The 17,664-nt window shown below is 39.3% G+C and carries 13 protein-coding genes; 11 read left to right on the top strand and 2 right to left on the bottom strand.

Annotated elements, in window-relative coordinates:
- Positions 1-107: 107 nt before the first annotated feature.
- The 8 genes from gap to SRT_RS08450 all read left to right on the top strand — a co-directional run bounded on the left by gap (position 108) and on the right by SRT_RS08450 (position 12,387).
- The gene (gap, locus tag SRT_RS08485; RefSeq protein ID WP_128833772.1) at positions 108-1,121 is read left to right on the top strand and encodes a type I glyceraldehyde-3-phosphate dehydrogenase; all 1,014 of its coding nucleotides are present in this window, start codon (positions 108-110) and stop codon (positions 1,119-1,121) included.
- Positions 1,122-1,534: 413 nt separating this feature from the next.
- A complete protein-coding gene (locus SRT_RS08480; RefSeq protein ID WP_128833771.1) occupies positions 1,535-2,731 on the top strand; it encodes a phosphoglycerate kinase in 1,197 nt (398 codons plus the stop codon).
- A 397-nt stretch (positions 2,732-3,128) separates the two neighbouring features.
- Positions 3,129-3,647 (top strand): FUSC family protein, encoded by a 519-nt coding sequence (locus SRT_RS08475; protein ID WP_128833770.1) that lies wholly within the window; start codon positions 3,129-3,131, stop codon positions 3,645-3,647.
- An 81-nt stretch (positions 3,648-3,728) separates the two neighbouring features.
- Positions 3,729-4,100, top strand: coding sequence for a MerR family transcriptional regulator (locus SRT_RS08470; RefSeq protein WP_002262486.1), 372 nt, complete (start codon positions 3,729-3,731; stop codon positions 4,098-4,100).
- A 39-nt stretch (positions 4,101-4,139) separates the two neighbouring features.
- A complete protein-coding gene (gene glnA, locus SRT_RS08465) occupies positions 4,140-5,486 on the top strand; it encodes a type I glutamate--ammonia ligase (protein ID WP_128833769.1) in 1,347 nt (448 codons plus the stop codon).
- Between the two features lie 159 nt (positions 5,487-5,645).
- Entirely contained in the window at positions 5,646-10,163 is a 4,518-nt protein-coding gene (gltB, locus tag SRT_RS08460; protein WP_128833768.1) for a glutamate synthase large subunit, read from the top strand.
- A 1-nt stretch (position 10,164) separates the two neighbouring features.
- Complete coding sequence (locus tag SRT_RS08455) at positions 10,165-11,601, top strand: glutamate synthase subunit beta (RefSeq protein WP_128833767.1); 1,437 nt, start codon at positions 10,165-10,167, stop codon at positions 11,599-11,601.
- 147 nt (positions 11,602-11,748) lie between these two features.
- The gene (locus SRT_RS08450) at positions 11,749-12,387 is read left to right on the top strand and encodes a COG3942 and LysM peptidoglycan-binding domain-containing protein (RefSeq protein WP_128833766.1); all 639 of its coding nucleotides are present in this window, start codon (positions 11,749-11,751) and stop codon (positions 12,385-12,387) included.
- Between the two features lie 176 nt (positions 12,388-12,563).
- Here the strand turns inward: SRT_RS08450 and rnjA are convergent, their stop codons facing one another.
- The gene (rnjA, locus tag SRT_RS08445; RefSeq protein WP_128833765.1) at positions 12,564-14,246 is read right to left on the bottom strand and encodes a ribonuclease J1; all 1,683 of its coding nucleotides are present in this window, start codon (positions 14,244-14,246) and stop codon (positions 12,564-12,566) included.
- A 1-nt stretch (position 14,247) separates the two neighbouring features.
- Positions 14,248-14,478, bottom strand: coding sequence for a DNA-dependent RNA polymerase subunit epsilon (locus tag SRT_RS08440; protein ID WP_002262480.1), 231 nt, complete (start codon positions 14,476-14,478; stop codon positions 14,248-14,250).
- Between the two features lie 284 nt (positions 14,479-14,762).
- On the opposite strand from SRT_RS08440, the gene SRT_RS08435 reads away from it, so the two are divergent.
- The 3 genes from SRT_RS08435 (at position 14,763) to SRT_RS08425 (ending at position 17,627) form a co-directional block, all read left to right on the top strand.
- Positions 14,763-15,716, top strand: a complete 954-nt coding sequence (locus SRT_RS08435; RefSeq protein ID WP_128832720.1) for a DDE-type integrase/transposase/recombinase — start codon at positions 14,763-14,765, stop codon at positions 15,714-15,716.
- 359 nt (positions 15,717-16,075) lie between these two features.
- A complete protein-coding gene (locus tag SRT_RS08430) occupies positions 16,076-16,921 on the top strand; it encodes an ABC transporter ATP-binding protein (RefSeq protein ID WP_128833764.1) in 846 nt (281 codons plus the stop codon).
- The gene (locus SRT_RS08425) at positions 16,914-17,627 is read left to right on the top strand and encodes an ABC transporter permease (protein WP_128833763.1); all 714 of its coding nucleotides are present in this window, start codon (positions 16,914-16,916) and stop codon (positions 17,625-17,627) included. Before SRT_RS08430 ends, SRT_RS08425 begins: the two co-directional genes overlap by 8 nt.
- The last annotated feature ends 37 nt before the right edge of the window (positions 17,628-17,664 follow it).

Raw genomic sequence — 17,664 nt, 5'->3', positions numbered from 1 at the left:
GTTGAAAGGTTGGTTTATATTTGTGTAAGTTAATCTTTTCACAACCGTCTAAAAGGCAATGCCTTTTAAAATAAATTTTTTTGATTTTCATAAGGAGGAAATCACTAATGGTAGTTAAAGTTGGTATTAACGGTTTTGGTCGTATTGGACGTCTTGCTTTCCGTCGCATCCAAAACGTCGAAGGTGTTGAAGTTACACGTATCAATGACCTTACAGACCCAAACATGCTTGCACACTTGTTGAAATATGATTCAACTCAAGGTCGTTTTGACGGTAATGTTGAAGTTAAAGAAGGCGGATTTGAAGTTAATGGTAAATTCGTTAAGGTTTCAGCTGAACGTGATCCAGAACAGATTGACTGGGCTGCTGATGGTGTAGAAATCGTTCTTGAAGCAACTGGCTTCTTTGCAAGTAAAGCAGCTGCTGAAAAACACTTACATGCTAATGGTGGAGCTAAAAAAGTTGTTATCACTGCACCAGGCGGTAACGATATTAAGACAATCGTCTTTAACACTAACCACGATGTTCTTGATGGTACTGAAACAGTTATTTCAGGTGCTTCATGTACTACAAACTGTCTTGCGCCAATGGCGAAAGCTTTACATGATAACTTTGGTATCAAAGAAGGTTTGATGACAACGATCCATGCATATACTGGTGACCAAATGGTTCTTGATGGACCACACCGTAAAGGTGACCTTCGTCGTGCACGTGCTGCTGCAGCAAACATCGTTCCTAACTCAACTGGTGCTGCTAAAGCTATCGGTCTTGTTATTCCTGAATTGAATGGTAAACTTGACGGTGCTGCGCAACGTGTTCCAGTTCCAACAGGATCAGTTACTGAATTAGTTGCTGTACTTGATAAAAACGTAACGGTTGATGAAGTGAATGCTGCTATGAAAGCTGCTGCAAATGAATCTTACGGATATACTGAAGATCCAATCGTATCATCAGATATTGTAGGTATGTCTTTTGGTTCATTGTTTGACGCAACTCAAACAAAAGTTCTTGATGTTGATGGTAAACAATTGGTTAAAGTTGTTTCATGGTATGATAACGAAATGTCATATACTTCACAACTTGTACGTACTCTTGAGTACTTTGCAAAAATCGCTAAATAATATTTATTATTTTGTAAAAGGGGACCTTTGGTCCTCTTTTTCTTGTAAAGGTTAAGGACTTGAGAAAAGCGATACTGTGTATTGGTTAAAATTATTGCTATAAAACCATGATTTACTTTTGCTCTTTTTAATTTATGAAGGAAATATCTGCTGGGTATTCTCTTTTGATTCATTACCTAGCTGCAGTAAAATTTTATAGCAAAACTATTTTAATCTGATTACCTAAATAAGGTTATTTTTCAAGGAATAACAAATCTCCTACCCCTCCTTGCAGCAATTGAAACAAGGACTTTACTTAATAAAGGGCTATCGTCGCCCGTTTATTAAAATGATATAAATAAAATTACTTTGCTACTTTTATTGATTTTGTGATATAATTATCATGTATAAAAAAATTTAAGGAGTCTATATTCATGGCAAAATTGACTGTTAAAGATGTTGATTTGAAAGGGAAGAAAGTTCTCGTTCGTGTTGACTTTAATGTCCCTGTAAAAGATGGCGTTATTACAAATGATAACCGCATTACTGCAGCTCTTCCAACAATTAAATACATCATTGAACATGGTGGACGTGCTGTTCTTTTCTCTCACCTTGGACGTGTCAAAGAGGAAGCAGATAAAGAAGGGAAATCTCTTGCTCCTGTAGCTGCTGATTTGGCTAAAAAGCTTGGGCAAGAAGTTGTTTTTCCAGGTGTAACACGTGGTGAACAATTAGAAGCAGCTATTAATGCTCTTAAAAATGGTGAAGTTCTTTTGGTTGAAAACACTCGTTTTGAAGATGTTGATGGCAAAAAAGAATCTAAAAATGATCCTGAGCTTGGTAAATATTGGGCAAGTCTTGGCGATGGCATTTTTGTAAATGATGCATTTGGTACTGCTCACCGTGCTCACGCTTCTAATGTTGGTATTTCAGCTAATGTGGACAAAGCAGTTGCTGGCTTTCTTCTTGAAAACGAAATTGCTTACATTCAAGAAGCTGTTGACAATCCTGTTCGCCCATTTATCGCTATCCTTGGTGGTTCAAAAGTTTCAGATAAGATTGGTGTTATTGAAAATCTTCTTAAAAAAGCTGATAAAGTCCTTATTGGTGGTGGTATGACTTATACTTTCCTCAAGGCACAAGGCATCGAAATTGGTGATTCACTTGTTGAAGAAGACAAACTTGACATTGCTAAAGATCTTTTGGCTAAAGCAAATGGAAAGTTAATCTTGCCAGTTGACTCAAAAGAGGCTAATGCTTTTGCTGACTACACTGAAGTTAAAGATACTGAAGGTGCAGCTGTTGATCCAGGTTTCCTTGGTCTTGATATCGGTCCAAAATCAATTGCTAAATTTGATGAAGAATTAACAGGTGCTAAGACAGTTGTTTGGAATGGTCCTATGGGTGTCTTTGAAAATCCTGATTTCCAAGCTGGGACGATCGGTGTGATGGATGCTATCGTCAAACAACCAGGTGTTAAATCAATCATCGGTGGTGGTGACTCAGCTGCTGCAGCCATCAACCTTGGCCGCGCAGATAAATTCTCATGGATTAGTACGGGTGGAGGTGCAAGCATGGAGTTGCTTGAAGGAAAGGTACTCCCAGGTCTCGCTGCACTCACGGAAAAATAAGATTTACGCCCGTAAGTTTCAATCCTGATTTTGTAAAAAAGAGCGAAATTGTAATGATAGCAAAGGGGTGGATTTGTCCACCTTTTTGTGAGAATGAAGATATTGTGACGAAAAGAGTTGTGGACGCAACTCTTTTCTTTTCTAGTGCATACAGTAGATAATAGATTCTCTGCGAAATAAGGTGAGCTTAGAAAATCGGTGGAGGCAAAGGAAAGATACTTTCAGGTTTGGCTGCATTGATTGATAATAATCCTCTTTATTGAGAAGGTTGGAAAAAGGCGTTATAATGCGTCTTTTTTGTGCATGAGATCAGCATCAATGAAATCAAATAAGACTGAGACATTATAAGGTAGTTTTCAAGTAGCTTCTTTTTTCCAAATCATGTTACAATAAAAGTATGAAGAAATATCATTTTGATCCCCAAAAATTTACATTAGGTATGCGGACTTTCAAATCGGGTCTAGCTGTTTTTTTAGTGCTTTTGCTTTTTGGTATACTTGGCTGGAAGGGCCTTCAAATTGGTGCTTTAACGGCTGTTTTTAGTTTACGTGAGGATTTTGATAAAAGCGTCCATTTTGGGACGTCACGTATAGTTGGTAACAGTATTGGCGGGGTTTATTCACTGCTATTTTTTCTCATCAATAATCTATTTCATTTTCAGTATTGGGTTACAGTTGTTTTTGTTCCAATATTTACCATGTTAACCATTATGACTAATGTTGCCATGAATAATAAGACTGGGATTATCGGTGGTGTTGCAGCTTTGCTTATTATTACCCTTTCTATTCCCAAAGATGAGACAATTCTTTATGTTTGTGCTAGAGTTTTTGAAACTTTTGTAGGGGTTTTTATTGCCATTTCTGTTAATTCAGATATTGATAGAGTGCGAAAATTTTTTATAAAAAGAAAAGTTTAGAGTTTATGTCAGGAAATATAACATATAGACTTGACAGCTATAAATTTTCAGAATATAATAGACAATGAAAGGAGGAAAGTCATGAAAGAAAAAGAGCTTCGACGGTCAATGGCAGTTTTTCCTATTGGAACTGTAATGAAATTGACGGATTTAACAGCTCGTCAAATTCGTTATTATGAAGATCAAGGTTTACTGACACCAGATCGTAGTTCTGGAAATCGACGTCTTTACTCGCTGAATGATATGGATGTTTTACTGGAAATTAAGGATTTCTTAGATGAAGGATTAAATATCGCAGCTATCAAGAGAGAGTATGCTGATCGTAAAGATCGTGCTCTGAAAAAGCAGAAAGCTTTGACAGATGCGGATGTTCGACGTATCTTACATGACGAACTCCGAAATCAGGGCCGCTTTTCGAGCCCAACGCAACATCTTGGTGGTTTACGTATGTAAATACGTAACGTGGCATTTAATTTTTAAAAGGAGGCCGTTATGGCAATCACAGCAGCAGACATCCGTCGCGAAGTTAAAGAAAAGAATGTTACTTTCCTTCGTTTGATGTTTACGGATATCTTGGGAACCATGAAAAATGTTGAAATCCCAGCTACTGACGAACAATTAGACAAAGTACTTTCAAACAAAGCGATGTTTGATGGCTCTTCAATTGAAGGTTTTGTACGTATTAATGAATCAGACATGTATCTTTATCCTGATCTTAATACTTGGACTGTTTTTCCTTGGGGAGATGAAAACGGAGCCGTTGCTGGATTAATTTGTGATATTTATACAGCAGAAGGGGAACCATTTGCTGGTGACCCACGTGGCAACTTGAAAAAAGCGCTGCGTCATATGGAAAGTCTAGGATATAAATCATTTAACCTTGGTCCAGAACCTGAGTTTTTCCTTTTCAAAATGGATGAATTTGGCAATCCGACAACTGAAGTAAATGATAAAGGCGGTTACTTTGATTTAGCACCAACTGACCTTGCTGATAATACCCGCCGTGAGATTGTCAATGTCTTAACAAAAATGGGATTTGAAGTTGAAGCAAGTCATCACGAGGTAGCTATTGGTCAACATGAAATTGATTTTAAATATGCTGATGTTTTAACTGCCTGTGATAAAATTCAACTTTTCAAATTAGTTGTTAAAACCATTGCCCGCAAACATGGTCTGTATGCAACCTTTATGGCCAAACCTAAATTTGGTATTAATGGTTCAGGAATGCACTGTAATATGTCCCTGTTTGGCAGTGATGGTAAGAACGCTTTCTTTGATTCACAAGATCCTAAAGGGATGCAGCTATCTGAAGTTGCTTATCAATTCTTAGGTGGTTTGGTAAAACATGCTTATAGTTATACTGCTATCATGAATCCAACTGTTAATTCATATAAACGTTTGGTTCCTGGTTATGAAGCTCCAGTCTATATTGCTTGGGCGGGACGCAATCGTTCACCATTGATTCGTGTTCCAGCTTCACGTGGTGTTAGTACACGTCTGGAATTGCGTTCGGTTGATCCTACAGCTAATCCTTATTTAGCTTTGGCTGTTCTTTTAGAATCTGGACTTGATGGCATTGAAAATAAAATTGAAGCACCGGCACCCGTAGAATCAAATATTTATGTTATGACTGTTGAAGAACGCAAAGAAGCAGGTATTGCAGATCTTCCTTCAACTCTTCATAATGCTCTGAAAGCATTACAAGAAGATGAAGTGGTTAAAGCAGCCTTAGGTAACCATATTTATACAAGTTTTCTTGAGGCAAAACGTATTGAATGGTCAAGCTATGCTGCTTTTGTATCACAATGGGAAGTTGACAACTATTTGGATCTTTATTAAGGTTAAAAAACAGCCGATAACTGGCTGTTTTTTAATTGATCTAAATAATTGAATTTTCAGAATTTTTTGAGAAAATCTGTTTTTCCTCATTAATATATGATATAATTTAGGCGTCTATTCGAAAATTTAGCAATAATTACATTTGGTTAGGAGAAGTGTATGAGAGAGGTTATTAAAAAAGCTAAGCAGACGACTTTGTGGGAGCCATCTTTTGAGACAGATGCTTGTGGGATGGGCTTTGTTGCTCAGATTGATGGTATTGCCAGTCATCAGTTAGTGGATTATGCCTTAACGATGTTAGAGAGAATGAACCACCGTGGCGGTACAGGTGCAGAGCCTGATACAGGAGATGGAGCTGGTATGCTGTTGGCCATGCCAGATGAATTTTTTAGATTGAAGGCTAAAGAAGAAGAGATTGATTTACCGCCATTGGGAGATTATGCTGTTGCTCAATTGTTTCTTCCTCAAGATAAAGTGGCAAAAACAATTTTAGAAGACAGTCTGATTAGTGAAATCAAAAGATTAGGCTTTCATGTATTGCTGTCGCGTGATGTTCCTTTCAATTATGACAACTGTGGTCCAGCTGCTCAGGAAATCATGCCAAGTTTTGTGCAGCTTTTTATTGAAAAACCCACTGAAACAAATAGTGGGCGTGCTTTTGAAGATAGTCTTTTCCGTCTGCGCCGCAAGTTGGAAAAAACGTTTGCTGCAGATGAACTCTTTATTTGTTCCTTGTCAAGCAAGACGATTGTTTATAAGGGAATGCTGCATGCCTTTCAGGTTCGCCTGTTTTATCCTGACTTGTCAGATGAAATGTTCAAATCACACATTGCTTTAACACATTCTCGTTTTTCAACAAATACGTTTCCGTCTTGGGATCGTGCTCAGCCTTTCCGCTTCTTAGCGCATAATGGAGAAATCAACACGCTTCGCGGTGCTGAAAATTGGATGCATAGTCATCAAATTGAAGTCTACAATGAAGAAAATTCAGACTCTGCTAAATTAGAAAACTGTCTAGAATATCTCTACCGTCATGGTCGTGATATTCCGCAAAGCTTATTGATGATGGTACCTGAAGCTTGGGGAAAAGATGCAGGACTTTCTAAAGAATTAACAGCTTTTTACGAATATGCTTCCAGTTTTGTCGCTCCTTGGGACGGTCCAGCCGCTCTCGTTTTCACTGATGGTGAGATGGTCGGTGCTCGTTTGGATCGTAATGGTCTTCGTCCTAGCCGCTATTCTCGCACCAAAGATAATTTTTTAATTTGCTCTAGCGAATCAGGTGTCGTTGACATAGCACCTAGTCAGGTTGTTGAAAAAGGGGTTCTTGGCCCCGGCAATATGATGTTAATTGATACCAAAAAAGGCTTGGTATTAAAGAATGATGAGGTTAAAGAGCATTATTCTAAACAACACCCTTATCCACAGTGGGTGCAAGAAAATGTTACTCTTTTGGATGATTTTGCTGTTCAAGAGGAAATTGTCAATGATTATGATATGAACCAAATGTGGAAAATTTTTGGTTATACAGATGAGACCATTCGAACAGTTATTCTCCCCATGTCAGAAAAAGGAGAGGAACCTGTTATTTCAATGGGCTTTGACAGTCCATTAGCAGTATTATCGAGAAAACCGCAGTCTCTCTTTACTTACTTTAAGCAACAATTTGCTCAGGTAACCAATCCTCCTATTGATGCCATTCGTGAGCAATTAGTGGTGTCAACCACAGTCTTTTTAGGTGGCGATGGCGATATTCGTCAAGATAGTGCTGATAATTGTGTCAAGGTTCGGGTTGACAGTCCCGTCCTTTCTAGTCAAGATTTTGCAAAATTAGCCAATTTAACAGATGAACGTTACAAGACGACGACTTTATCCACTGTTTATGACTTAGGAGATTCTGACAATAATCGCCTGCAATATGCTTTGGAAGATCTTTTCAAAAAAGCTGACGAAGCAGTCAATCAGGGCAGTAAGATTATCATCTTGTCAGACCGAGGTGTCACTAAAGGTCGTATAGCTATTCCTATTTTGTTGGCAGTTTCCGGTTTGAATAATTACATGGTTGTCAAAGGAAGAGCGAGTCAATTTTCAATTGTTGTTGATACGGCAGAAGCTTTTGAAGTTCATCATTTTGCAACCTTGGTTGGTTTTGGCGCAACAGCTATTCATCCTTATGGGGCTTATGCAACTCTAAAAGCCCTTGAGAAGACCAGTGACTCTTTTGAAAAATACCGTAAGGCTGCCGAAAAAGGCATTGTTAAAGTCATGAGTCGTATGGGAATTTCAACGGTACTCGGTTATAAAGGTGCTCAGCTTTTTGAGGCAATCGGCCTTTCTGCTGATGTTGTTAACCAATACTTTAGAGGAACAGCTACGCGTATTGAAGGTTTGAGTCTGAATCAAATCGAAAAAGAATACCTAGAACGCGTTGATTTCGCCTTTGGACCAAGAGCCAACGATTTCTTGCCTTCTGGTGGTTCTTATCAGTATAAGACAGATGGAGAGTATCATCTCTTTAATCCACGTTCTATCTACAATTTTCAGCAGGCTATTCGGCGCGGTGATTATGGTCTTTTTAAACAATATTCAACTGAACTAGATAACGAAGCCTTAAAACAGCCGACAACACTGCGTTCTCTCTGGGAATTTCATTCTAAACGACCAAAAGTTGATTTAGCAGAAGTTGAGCCAGCTAAGGAAATTGTTAAGCGTTTTAAGGTTGGTGCCATGAGTTTTGGCTCTCTTTCTAAGGAGGCACATGAAACCATTGCTCAAGCTATGAATGCTATCGGAGCTAAATCAAATTCTGGTGAAGGCGGTGAAAATCGTAGACGCTTCAAACCGCAAACTGATGGTCGCAATATTAATTCTACAATTAAACAAGTTGCTTCTGGACGGTTTGGTGTTAATGCAGAATATCTCATGTCTGCAGAAGAACTGCAGATCAAATTAGCGCAAGGAGCTAAGCCTGGCGAAGGCGGACAGCTTCCCGGTCAAAAAGTCTTTCCTTGGATTGCTGAAATTCGTGGAGCAACTCCAGGTGTGCGCTTGATTTCACCACCGCCTCATCATGATATTTATTCCATTGAAGATTTGGCACAATTAATTTATGATTTGAAGGCCATCAATCCTTATGCTAAAATCAATGTCAAATTAGTGTCAAGTACAGGTGTCGGTACTATTGCTACTGGCTGTGTGAAAGCTGGTGCGGATAAGGTGGTTATTTCAGGTTATGATGGTGGTACAGGTGCCTCTCCTCGTAATTCTGTTCGTGATGCGGGACTTCCATGGGAAATGGGCTTGGCTGAAGCTCACCAAACTTTATCCATGAATCGTCTTCGTCAACGTATGACTTTAGAAACAGATGGAAAATTAATGACGGGTCGCGATATTGCTATTGCTACTTTATTGGGTGCAGAAGAATATTCATTTGCCAGTCTAGCCTTGATTTCGGTTGGATGCGTTATGATGCGTGTTTGTTCACTCAATACTTGTCCTGTCGGCGTCGCAACACAAAATCCTGAATTACGCAAAAACTTCTCAGGCAAGCCAGAACATGTGATTAATATGATGACTTTCTTAGCAGAAGAGTTGCGTGAATACATGGCTGAATTAGGTTTTCGCTCTGTTGATGAGATGGTTGGTCATGCAGAAGTCTTGCAATCGAGATTTGTTGCACAAGGTAAAGCAAAGGCTCTTGATTTTTCAAGAGTTATTGGGAATAGTTTCCCAATTGATCGGAAAAATGAAGATCCTTTTACTGAAGAACGTCAATGGAAAGAACTGGATGGTTTTGCAGCAGCAGCTATTGAAAAAGGCATTAGTGTTACTATTGAAAATACCATCAATAATGTGGACCGTTCAGTAGGAAGCCGCATGGCTGGTTGGATGGCAGAACGTTATGGCAATGACACTGTTAAAGAAGGCTTGATTAAATATCATTATACTGGCATTGCAGGACAAAGTTTTGCGAGCTACCTTACACAAGGCTTAGAGTATACCTTGGTTGGTGAGGCTAATGACTATATTGCCAAATCTATGTCAGGTGGACGTTTAATTGTCAAACCACCGCACGACGCAGCTTACGACGTTGAAAATTCACCAATTGTTGGTAATGTCTCTCTCTTTGGTGCTGTCAAAGGTGAAGCTTATTTTGCAGGTCGTGCTGGTGAGCGTTTCTGTGTTCGTAATTCAGGAGCAAAAGTCGTTGTTGAAGGTGTTGGTGCCCACGGGTGTGAGTATATGACTGGTGGTGTAGCTGTCATTCTTGGAACGACAGGACGCAACTTTGCTGCTGGTATGAGTGGCGGTGTGGCCTATGTTTACGATGTTCATGGTGATTTTGCTCAAAAAGTCAATATGGAGATGGTAGATCTTTATCAGATTGGTGAAACGCGTGGTGATGACATCTTAAAAGACATGATTGAAAAGCACTATGAATATACAGGAAGTGTTAAGGCCAAACGTCTTTTGGCTAATTGGGATGAAGAGGTGAAAAGATTCATCAAAGTTTATCCAAGTGATTTCCATGAAATTAATAATATTGAATATGCTCTTAGTCAAAAAGGCATGAGTGGTGATGAACTCGAATTACATACATTTGAAGTAGCAACTGGCGGCGATGCCACAGCGCAAGAGCGGCAAGCTTTGTTGGCTAGTGTAACAGGAGGGAAATGAGATGGCAGATCCGTTTGGATTTTTAAAGTATGAACGCAAGGATAATCCTTATCGTTCTGTTAGTGAGCGTATCAAAGATTTTGAAGAATTGCAGACAACTTTATCAGTTGAGGAACGTCAAAAGCAAGCTGCTCGCTGTATGAATTGTGGGATCCCTTTCTGTCATGAGGGAACATTTTATGGTGGCGGTCGCGCTGTTTCAGGTTGTCCCAATGACAATTTAATTCCTGAATGGAATGATTTGATTTATAAAGGTGATTTCAGACGTGCTTTTGAGCGCTTGGTACGGACCAACCCTTTACCAGAAATGACAGGTCGTGTTTGCCCAGCACCTTGTGAAAAGGCCTGTACAGAAGGTCTAAATGGTTCAGGTGTTACCATTCATGATAATGAACGTTTTATTATTGATAATGCATTTGAAGAAGGTTGGGTAGCTGATTCTGGTCGCCCGATTGAGCGTACAGGTTTTAAAGTGGCTGTCGTAGGTTCAGGTCCTGCTGGTCTATCAGCTGCTTGGCGTCTTAACCAGTTGGGTCATAGTGTGACTGTGTTTGAGCGTTCTGATCGCTTTGGTGGTTTGCTCATGTATGGTATTCCCAATATGAAATTGGATAAGAAAATTGTGCAACGCCGTATTGATACGATGGCTTCCATTGGTATTAATTTTGTTGCCAATACAGAAATTGGTCGTGATATCACAGCAGAAGAATTATTAGAAAAGTTTGACCGTGTAATCTTAGCAACTGGTGCCAGTGTCCCTCGTGACTTGGATGTTTCAGGACGTGACTTAAAAGGCATTCGATTTGCTGTTGATTTCTTAACAGAAACGACTAAAAATCTTTTGGACAGTGATACACATGAATTACCGCATTCGCTTGAAGGAAAACATGTCTTAGTTATTGGCGGTGGCGATACTGGAAATGACTGTATCGGTACGGCTGTTCGTTTGGGAGCTGCTAGTGTTAAACAATTAGAAATTACGCCACAACTGCCTGAAAAGCGCCTGCCAACAAATCCATGGCCACAATATCCCATGATCAATCGTACAGGCTATGGGCAGGAAGAAGCCAATTTTGTTCAACAGATTGATTTGACGGACTATATCACGTCAACAGTAGAATTTCTTGGTGAAAATGGTCAAGTGACTGCAGCAAAGACAATTAAGGTTGGACCTGGTTTCAAAGCCATTGAAGGAACAGAAGAGATAATTAAGGCAGATCTTGTTCTTCTTGCTATGGGCTTCACAGGTGCTGAAAAAGCTCTCTTTGACCAATTCCAAGTAGAATGTGTCTATGATGATTATTCAACCCGCAACGAAAAGGTTTTTGTTGCAGGTGATGCACGCCGTGGTCCTAGTCTCGTTATTTGGGGAATTCGAGAAGGACGCAAAACAGCAGAAAAAATTGATCAAAACCTCAGAATGATGGTTACAGAGTGAGAGTAGAACAAAAGAGGCAGGACTTTCGTCCCAGCCTCTTCTTTGTTATCAATTAGTAATAGAAAAACTTCTTTTTCTTAAAAAAGTTGAAATAATAATTCGGTATGATGTTACTATTACTAAAAGGAGAAGTTAAGAATAATCGTTATGAAAAAACAATTTTTGGAAAAAGCTGCGTTTACTGTTGCGGCTACGGCAGCAACAGTTGTTTTAGGAAATAAGATGGCTGATGCAGACACTTATACCCTTCAAGAAGGAGATTCTTTTTTCAGTGTTGCTCAACGATATCATATGGATGCTTATGAATTAGCTTCTATGAATGGAAAAGATATTACGAGTCTGATTTTGCCGGGTCAGACTTTGACTGTTAATGGTTCGGCAGCACCTGATGATAGTCAGGCAGCAGCATCAGCTGACACTGCGCAGGCTACCACCGAAACGAACGATGCAAATGCCAATAATTACCCTGTTGGTCAATGTACTTGGGGGGTTAAAGCTGTTGCAACTTGGGCAGGCGACTGGTGGGGCAATGGCGGCGATTGGGCCTCTAGTGCTTCTGCACAAGGTTACACTGTCGGTAACACTCCGGCAGTAGGGTCTATTATGTGCTGGACAGATGGTGGTTATGGACATGTTGCCTATGTCACAGCTGTTGGTGAAGATGGTAAAGTTCAAGTGCTGGAATCCAATTATAAAGATCAACAATGGGTTGATAACTATCGTGGCTGGTTTGATCCAAATAATAGTGGAACGCCAGGCAGTGTCAGTTATATATATCCTAACTAAAATAAAAAAATTAGAGAAGACTTTCTCTTATCAGATTGATGACAAGCTTTTTGAGGCTTGTCTTTTTTGTTTTAGACAAAATCAAAAGCCAGTGTCTATAGGCACTGGCTAAGGATTGGACAAAGAGTAGTTTTTGTTAGACAAGCTTTTCAATAATAGTTGTTTGCAATTATGATTTAAGACTTATCTGGTGTTAATATCATAGGAATGATAATGGGTTCGCGTTCTGTTTTTTCATATAAAAATGGACGTAGTGCATTGACAATAGCGCCATTGACCGATTGAATGCTGGCTTCTTTATTTTTTAGAGCAATACGAATCGCATTGAAAAGAATGCGTTGACTGCTGCGAATGAGATCACCAGATTCACGCATATAAATGAAACCGCGGCTGAGAATATCTGGGCCAGCTAAAATCATTTTGGTTTTAAAATCAACAGTAGCTACTGCTAAGACAACACCATCTTCGGAAAGATCATGTCGGTCGCGCAGAACTGCTGTACCAATATCACCAATACCATTACCGTCAACATAAATATCTTGCGCATTGAAATGTCCGGCACGTCTCGCAGAATCTTTGGTTAGAGCTAGGACATCACCATTTTCCATGATGAAGATATTGTCTTTAGGGATACCGGTATCAATAGCTAAGCTGGCATGAACCTTTTGCATGCGGTATTCCCCATGAACAGGCATGAAGAATTTAGGTTTTATAAGGCGCAGCATCAATTTTTGTTCTTGTTGTCCGCCGTGTCCTGATGTGTGAATATTATTGACCTTACCGTGGATGACTTCTACACCCGCTTCTTGAATGGTATTGATCAGCTTATTAACACTGGTTGTATTACCAGGAATTGGGCTAGATGAGAAAATGACAGTATCACCGGGCTGCAACTGAACTTGTCTGTGAGTTCCATTGGCAATTCGTGAAAGAGCCGCCATAGACTCTCCTTGACTGCCTGTACACATTATCATGATTTCACTGGCATGATATTCTTTGATTTCATTTGGCTCTATAAAAGTGCCCTTGGGTACTTTTATATAACCCAGTTCAATACCGTTAACAATAGCTTTTTCCATTGAACGTCCAAAGACGGCAATTTTACGGCCTGTTTTGACAGCAGCTTCTGCAGCCTGTTGTAAACGAAAAATATTTGAAGCAAAGGATGCAAATATAATACGTCCATGAATACCTTCGATGATATTCATAATGGACTGGCCAACAACTTTTTCAGAATTGGTAAAGGTTGGGACTTCGGCATTGGTTGAATCAGATAAGAGACAAAGAACGCCATCTTCACCCAATGCGGCCATGCGGTGGATGTCTGCTGGCTCACCAACAGGTGTCCAGTCAAATTTAAAGTCACCTGTGCAGACAACTTTACCTTGAGGAGTATGAATGACAATTCCTAGAGGCTCTGGAATTGAGTGAGTTGTTCGGAAAAAAGTGACGCTAAGATTTTTAAAGGTTAACTCAGTATTATGATTAATTTCATACATCTTAGCATCACGCAAGAGACCATGCTCTTCCAATTTACCGCGGATTAGGGCTAGAGCCAGAGGTCCTGCATAAATAGGAATATTAGCTTGCTTTAAGAGAAATGGAATCCCACCAATGTGATCTTCGTGTCCATGTGTAATGATGAGAGCTTTTATACGATCCACATTGTCAACAATATAAGAATAATCAGGAATAACATAGTCAATACCGAGCAGATCGTCTTCAGGGAATTTGATCCCTGCATCAACAATGATAATCTCATCTTGGTATTCAATGCCGTAAGTATTTTTCCCAATCTCACCTAGACCGCCGATAGCATAAACGCCAACTTCTTCGGGTTTTAAATTAATATTTGCCATTTTAGAACTCCGTTAATTGAAAGGCACCTGTTTCTTTTTCATACTCCAAGTGTTTATCTGAAAGAAGTTCTATTAATTCAATATTATAAGCCGTTTTTTCTTCAACTAATTGACGAGCTTGAATACGTCCGTCCAGTTCGGTTTGAGCATCAATATCGAGGTATAAAGTTTTGGTTTGTTCGCGGCGTGGACTGCTGTCTTTAGTTTCTTGATAGAAAACTTTGTAAATCATAGTGTTCCTTTCTGTCATGTCATGATTAATCCAAACTACAAAAAATCAGTCAAATATAACTACATTTGACAAAAACTTATAAAATTTTTACGAGTAATAGATTTAATCTTGATTGTTACGATTACCCAAATTATACCATAATTTAAGGAGTTAGTAAAAGCATTAAAGGAAAATTATTATACTGGGATCTGTAGCCTTACAATAGATGTGAGACCTAGCTCCCAAAAAAGAAGAAACCTTGATATGATAAGAGTACCACCCACTCATCAAAAAGGAATCTTCTCATGACTAGTATACCACAACCCCTTCGTTATTTGCCACACACCCTTGATACTCGCTACCATGCTGTCAAAACCTATCGTGGTGGCGCTTCTGTTGCTTTCATCTGCCGACGCTATAAGGTCTCTAAAGCTTCCCTTATGAGGTGGAACAAACGATTTGACGGAACCAAAGCCTCTCTTCAAGACAAATCTCACAGACCTCTGACACCCCATCCCAAGGCTCATACAGAACAAGAAATAGCCTGGATAAAAAACTGTATTCGAAGAAACCCCCATGCCACTCTCATTGAAATCTTCTACAAGCTCAAATTAAATAAGGGCTATGACAGGCATCCCTGCTCACTCTTTCGGATCTTGAGAAAACTAGACTTCTTCAAACCTGCTAAAGCAAAGACCAAACCCTATATTCCAAAGCCTTACGATACACCAACAAAACTCGGTATCAAGTGGCAGATGGCTGTCAAATACGTGCCAAAAGACTGCTATACTGGGGCAATGCCTGATAAATTCTACCAATACACCATCATTGACGAGGCCAGTCGAGAACGCTTCATCTTCCCTTTCAAGGAACAATCTTCTCATTCCACCATCCAATTTGTCAAAATGGCCATCCGACACTTTGGCTACAAGCCGAAAATCATACAAACGGACAATGGCTTCGAGTTTACCCATTTCAAGGAAAATAAACACGTTCACCCTCTGGATATTCTCTGTCGTGAACTAAGCATTGAACACAAACTCATCCGACCTAGAACTCCCAGACACAACGGTAAGGTTGAACGAAGCCACAGAAACGACAATAGACGATTCTACCAGCACTTACAATTTTATTCTTATGACGACCTCATCAAACAGATGAAACGCTACCTCTACACTTCAAACAGACTACCCATGCAGACTCTGGGCTGGAAATCTCCTATCGACATGCGAAAAGTCCTATCAGGAGCTAGCTCCTGATAGGATAGCAAAAAGCTAGTCAGGTTTTATCTTTTTGGTCTCACATCATTGACAAATGTTCATAAAGGAAAATTATTATACTGGGATCTATCTTTGTTAGTAATGTGAAACCTATATTATCAACTAAAAATGACGATATCTTTTATTAGATTTTAATTTAGCTCCATTTTTACAGCACCTTTTTGGTGCTTCAGACTTTAACAAGTTTTGTTGTTTCTTTAATGAAAAGATTCATCAGAGAATTGAAACACTATCTATAAATTTTCTATAGTGACATTAATGTCGTCTGACATTGATGTCACTTTCTTTTGTTTTTTTATCCTTTATAATAATGCCATACCGTTAAGAAAGGAAACTATATGAATACTCCAGTTATTGTTACCAAAGATATCAGAAAAATTTTTAACAAGACTGTTGCACTTGATGCTATTAGTTTTTCGATTGAAAAGGGTCAAATCTTTGGATTTCTTGGACCTTCGGGTTCAGGAAAAACGACAACAATCAATATTTTAACCGGACAGTTAATGGCAGACAACGGTCAATCCTCTATTTTAGGACAAGACTCCCGCAAATTAACGAGTCAAGAATTAGGAAAAATTGGTTTGGTCGGTGATACCAGCGGTTTTTATGAAAAAATGTCTCTTTATAATAACCTGCTTTTTTATAGTAAATATTATGGGATAGATAAAACGACTGTTGACAATCTCCTCAAGCGAGTCGGTCTCTATGACAGTCGAAAAACAGTAGCCGAAAAGCTCTCGACAGGTATGAAGCAGCGGATGCTTCTAGCTCGTGCATTAATTAATAAGCCTCGCGTTCTATTTCTTGATGAGCCGACCTCAGGTCTTGATCCGGCTACTTCTCAGACTATTCATTCTTTAATTTTAGAACTAAAAGCGGCAGGGACTGCCATTTTTCTAACTACCCATGATATGAATGAGGCTACTCTGCTTTGTGATAAACTGGCTTTGCTTAATGAAGGCCGGCTGGTTGAACAAGGCAGCCCGAAAGATTTAATTCAGAAATATAATAAGGACAAGCGGGTTAAACTGAGCTACCGGGATGGTTCGGAAAGAATTTTAGATTTTACTGAACTGGGTCAAGCGATGGCTAGTGATAGTGAAAAAATAATTGCAATTCATTCTTGCGAACCAACATTAGAAGACATCTTTATTCAATTGACAGGAGGTAAACTCAATGTTTAGACAATTTATGGCCCTGCTTTGGCTGCGCTGTCAGATTATTCTTTCTAATAAGAGTGTTCTCTTGCAAGTACTTATGCCTGCAGCTTTGATTTATCTTTATCGTTTTATGATAGACAGTCAGTCTGGTCCAAAAGCCCAAATGGCTCTTGCTTATCTGATGATCTGTATTCCTTTTGCCATTGTTCTGGCTGTGGGCAGTCCGATTTTGACTATTTTGGCAGATGAAAAAGAAAAGAAAACACTAAAAACTCTGCTGCTTAGCGGTGTTAATACTAGTGAGTACCTCTTATCAACATTAGTTGCCCCAATTGTCTTAACAGTAATCTATCTGACGCTTACTCCGCTTATTTTGGATGTGCCGATTGATAATGCAGCGAATTACTGTATTATCGGCAGTGCTACAGCTTTAGCGATCATGCTTCTCTACTTATTGCTAGGCTTACTTGTCAAATCACAGGTTATGGCTCAGGTCGTTACGGTTCCGACAATGCTGATTTCGGCTTTCTTACCGATGCTCTCCAGTATGGATAAGACAGTCGCCAAAGTGACAGACTACAGCTTTATGGGACTTTTTACCAAGTTTTTCACCAAATGGGAGGACTTTTCTTGGGACCATGCCATCTTACAAACATCAAGCTTACTTATCTGGCTTTTGGCACTTTTAATACTGATTGTCCTAGTGGTCAGACAGCAAAAGAAAAGCTAGTTATTCATAAACAAATTAGTCTTCCTTATTACAAGGA

The organism is Streptococcus troglodytae, assembly GCF_002355215.1.
Classification (GTDB): Bacteria; Bacillota; Bacilli; order Lactobacillales; family Streptococcaceae; genus Streptococcus; species Streptococcus troglodytae.
This window is presented reverse-complemented; position numbering and strand designations above follow the sequence as displayed.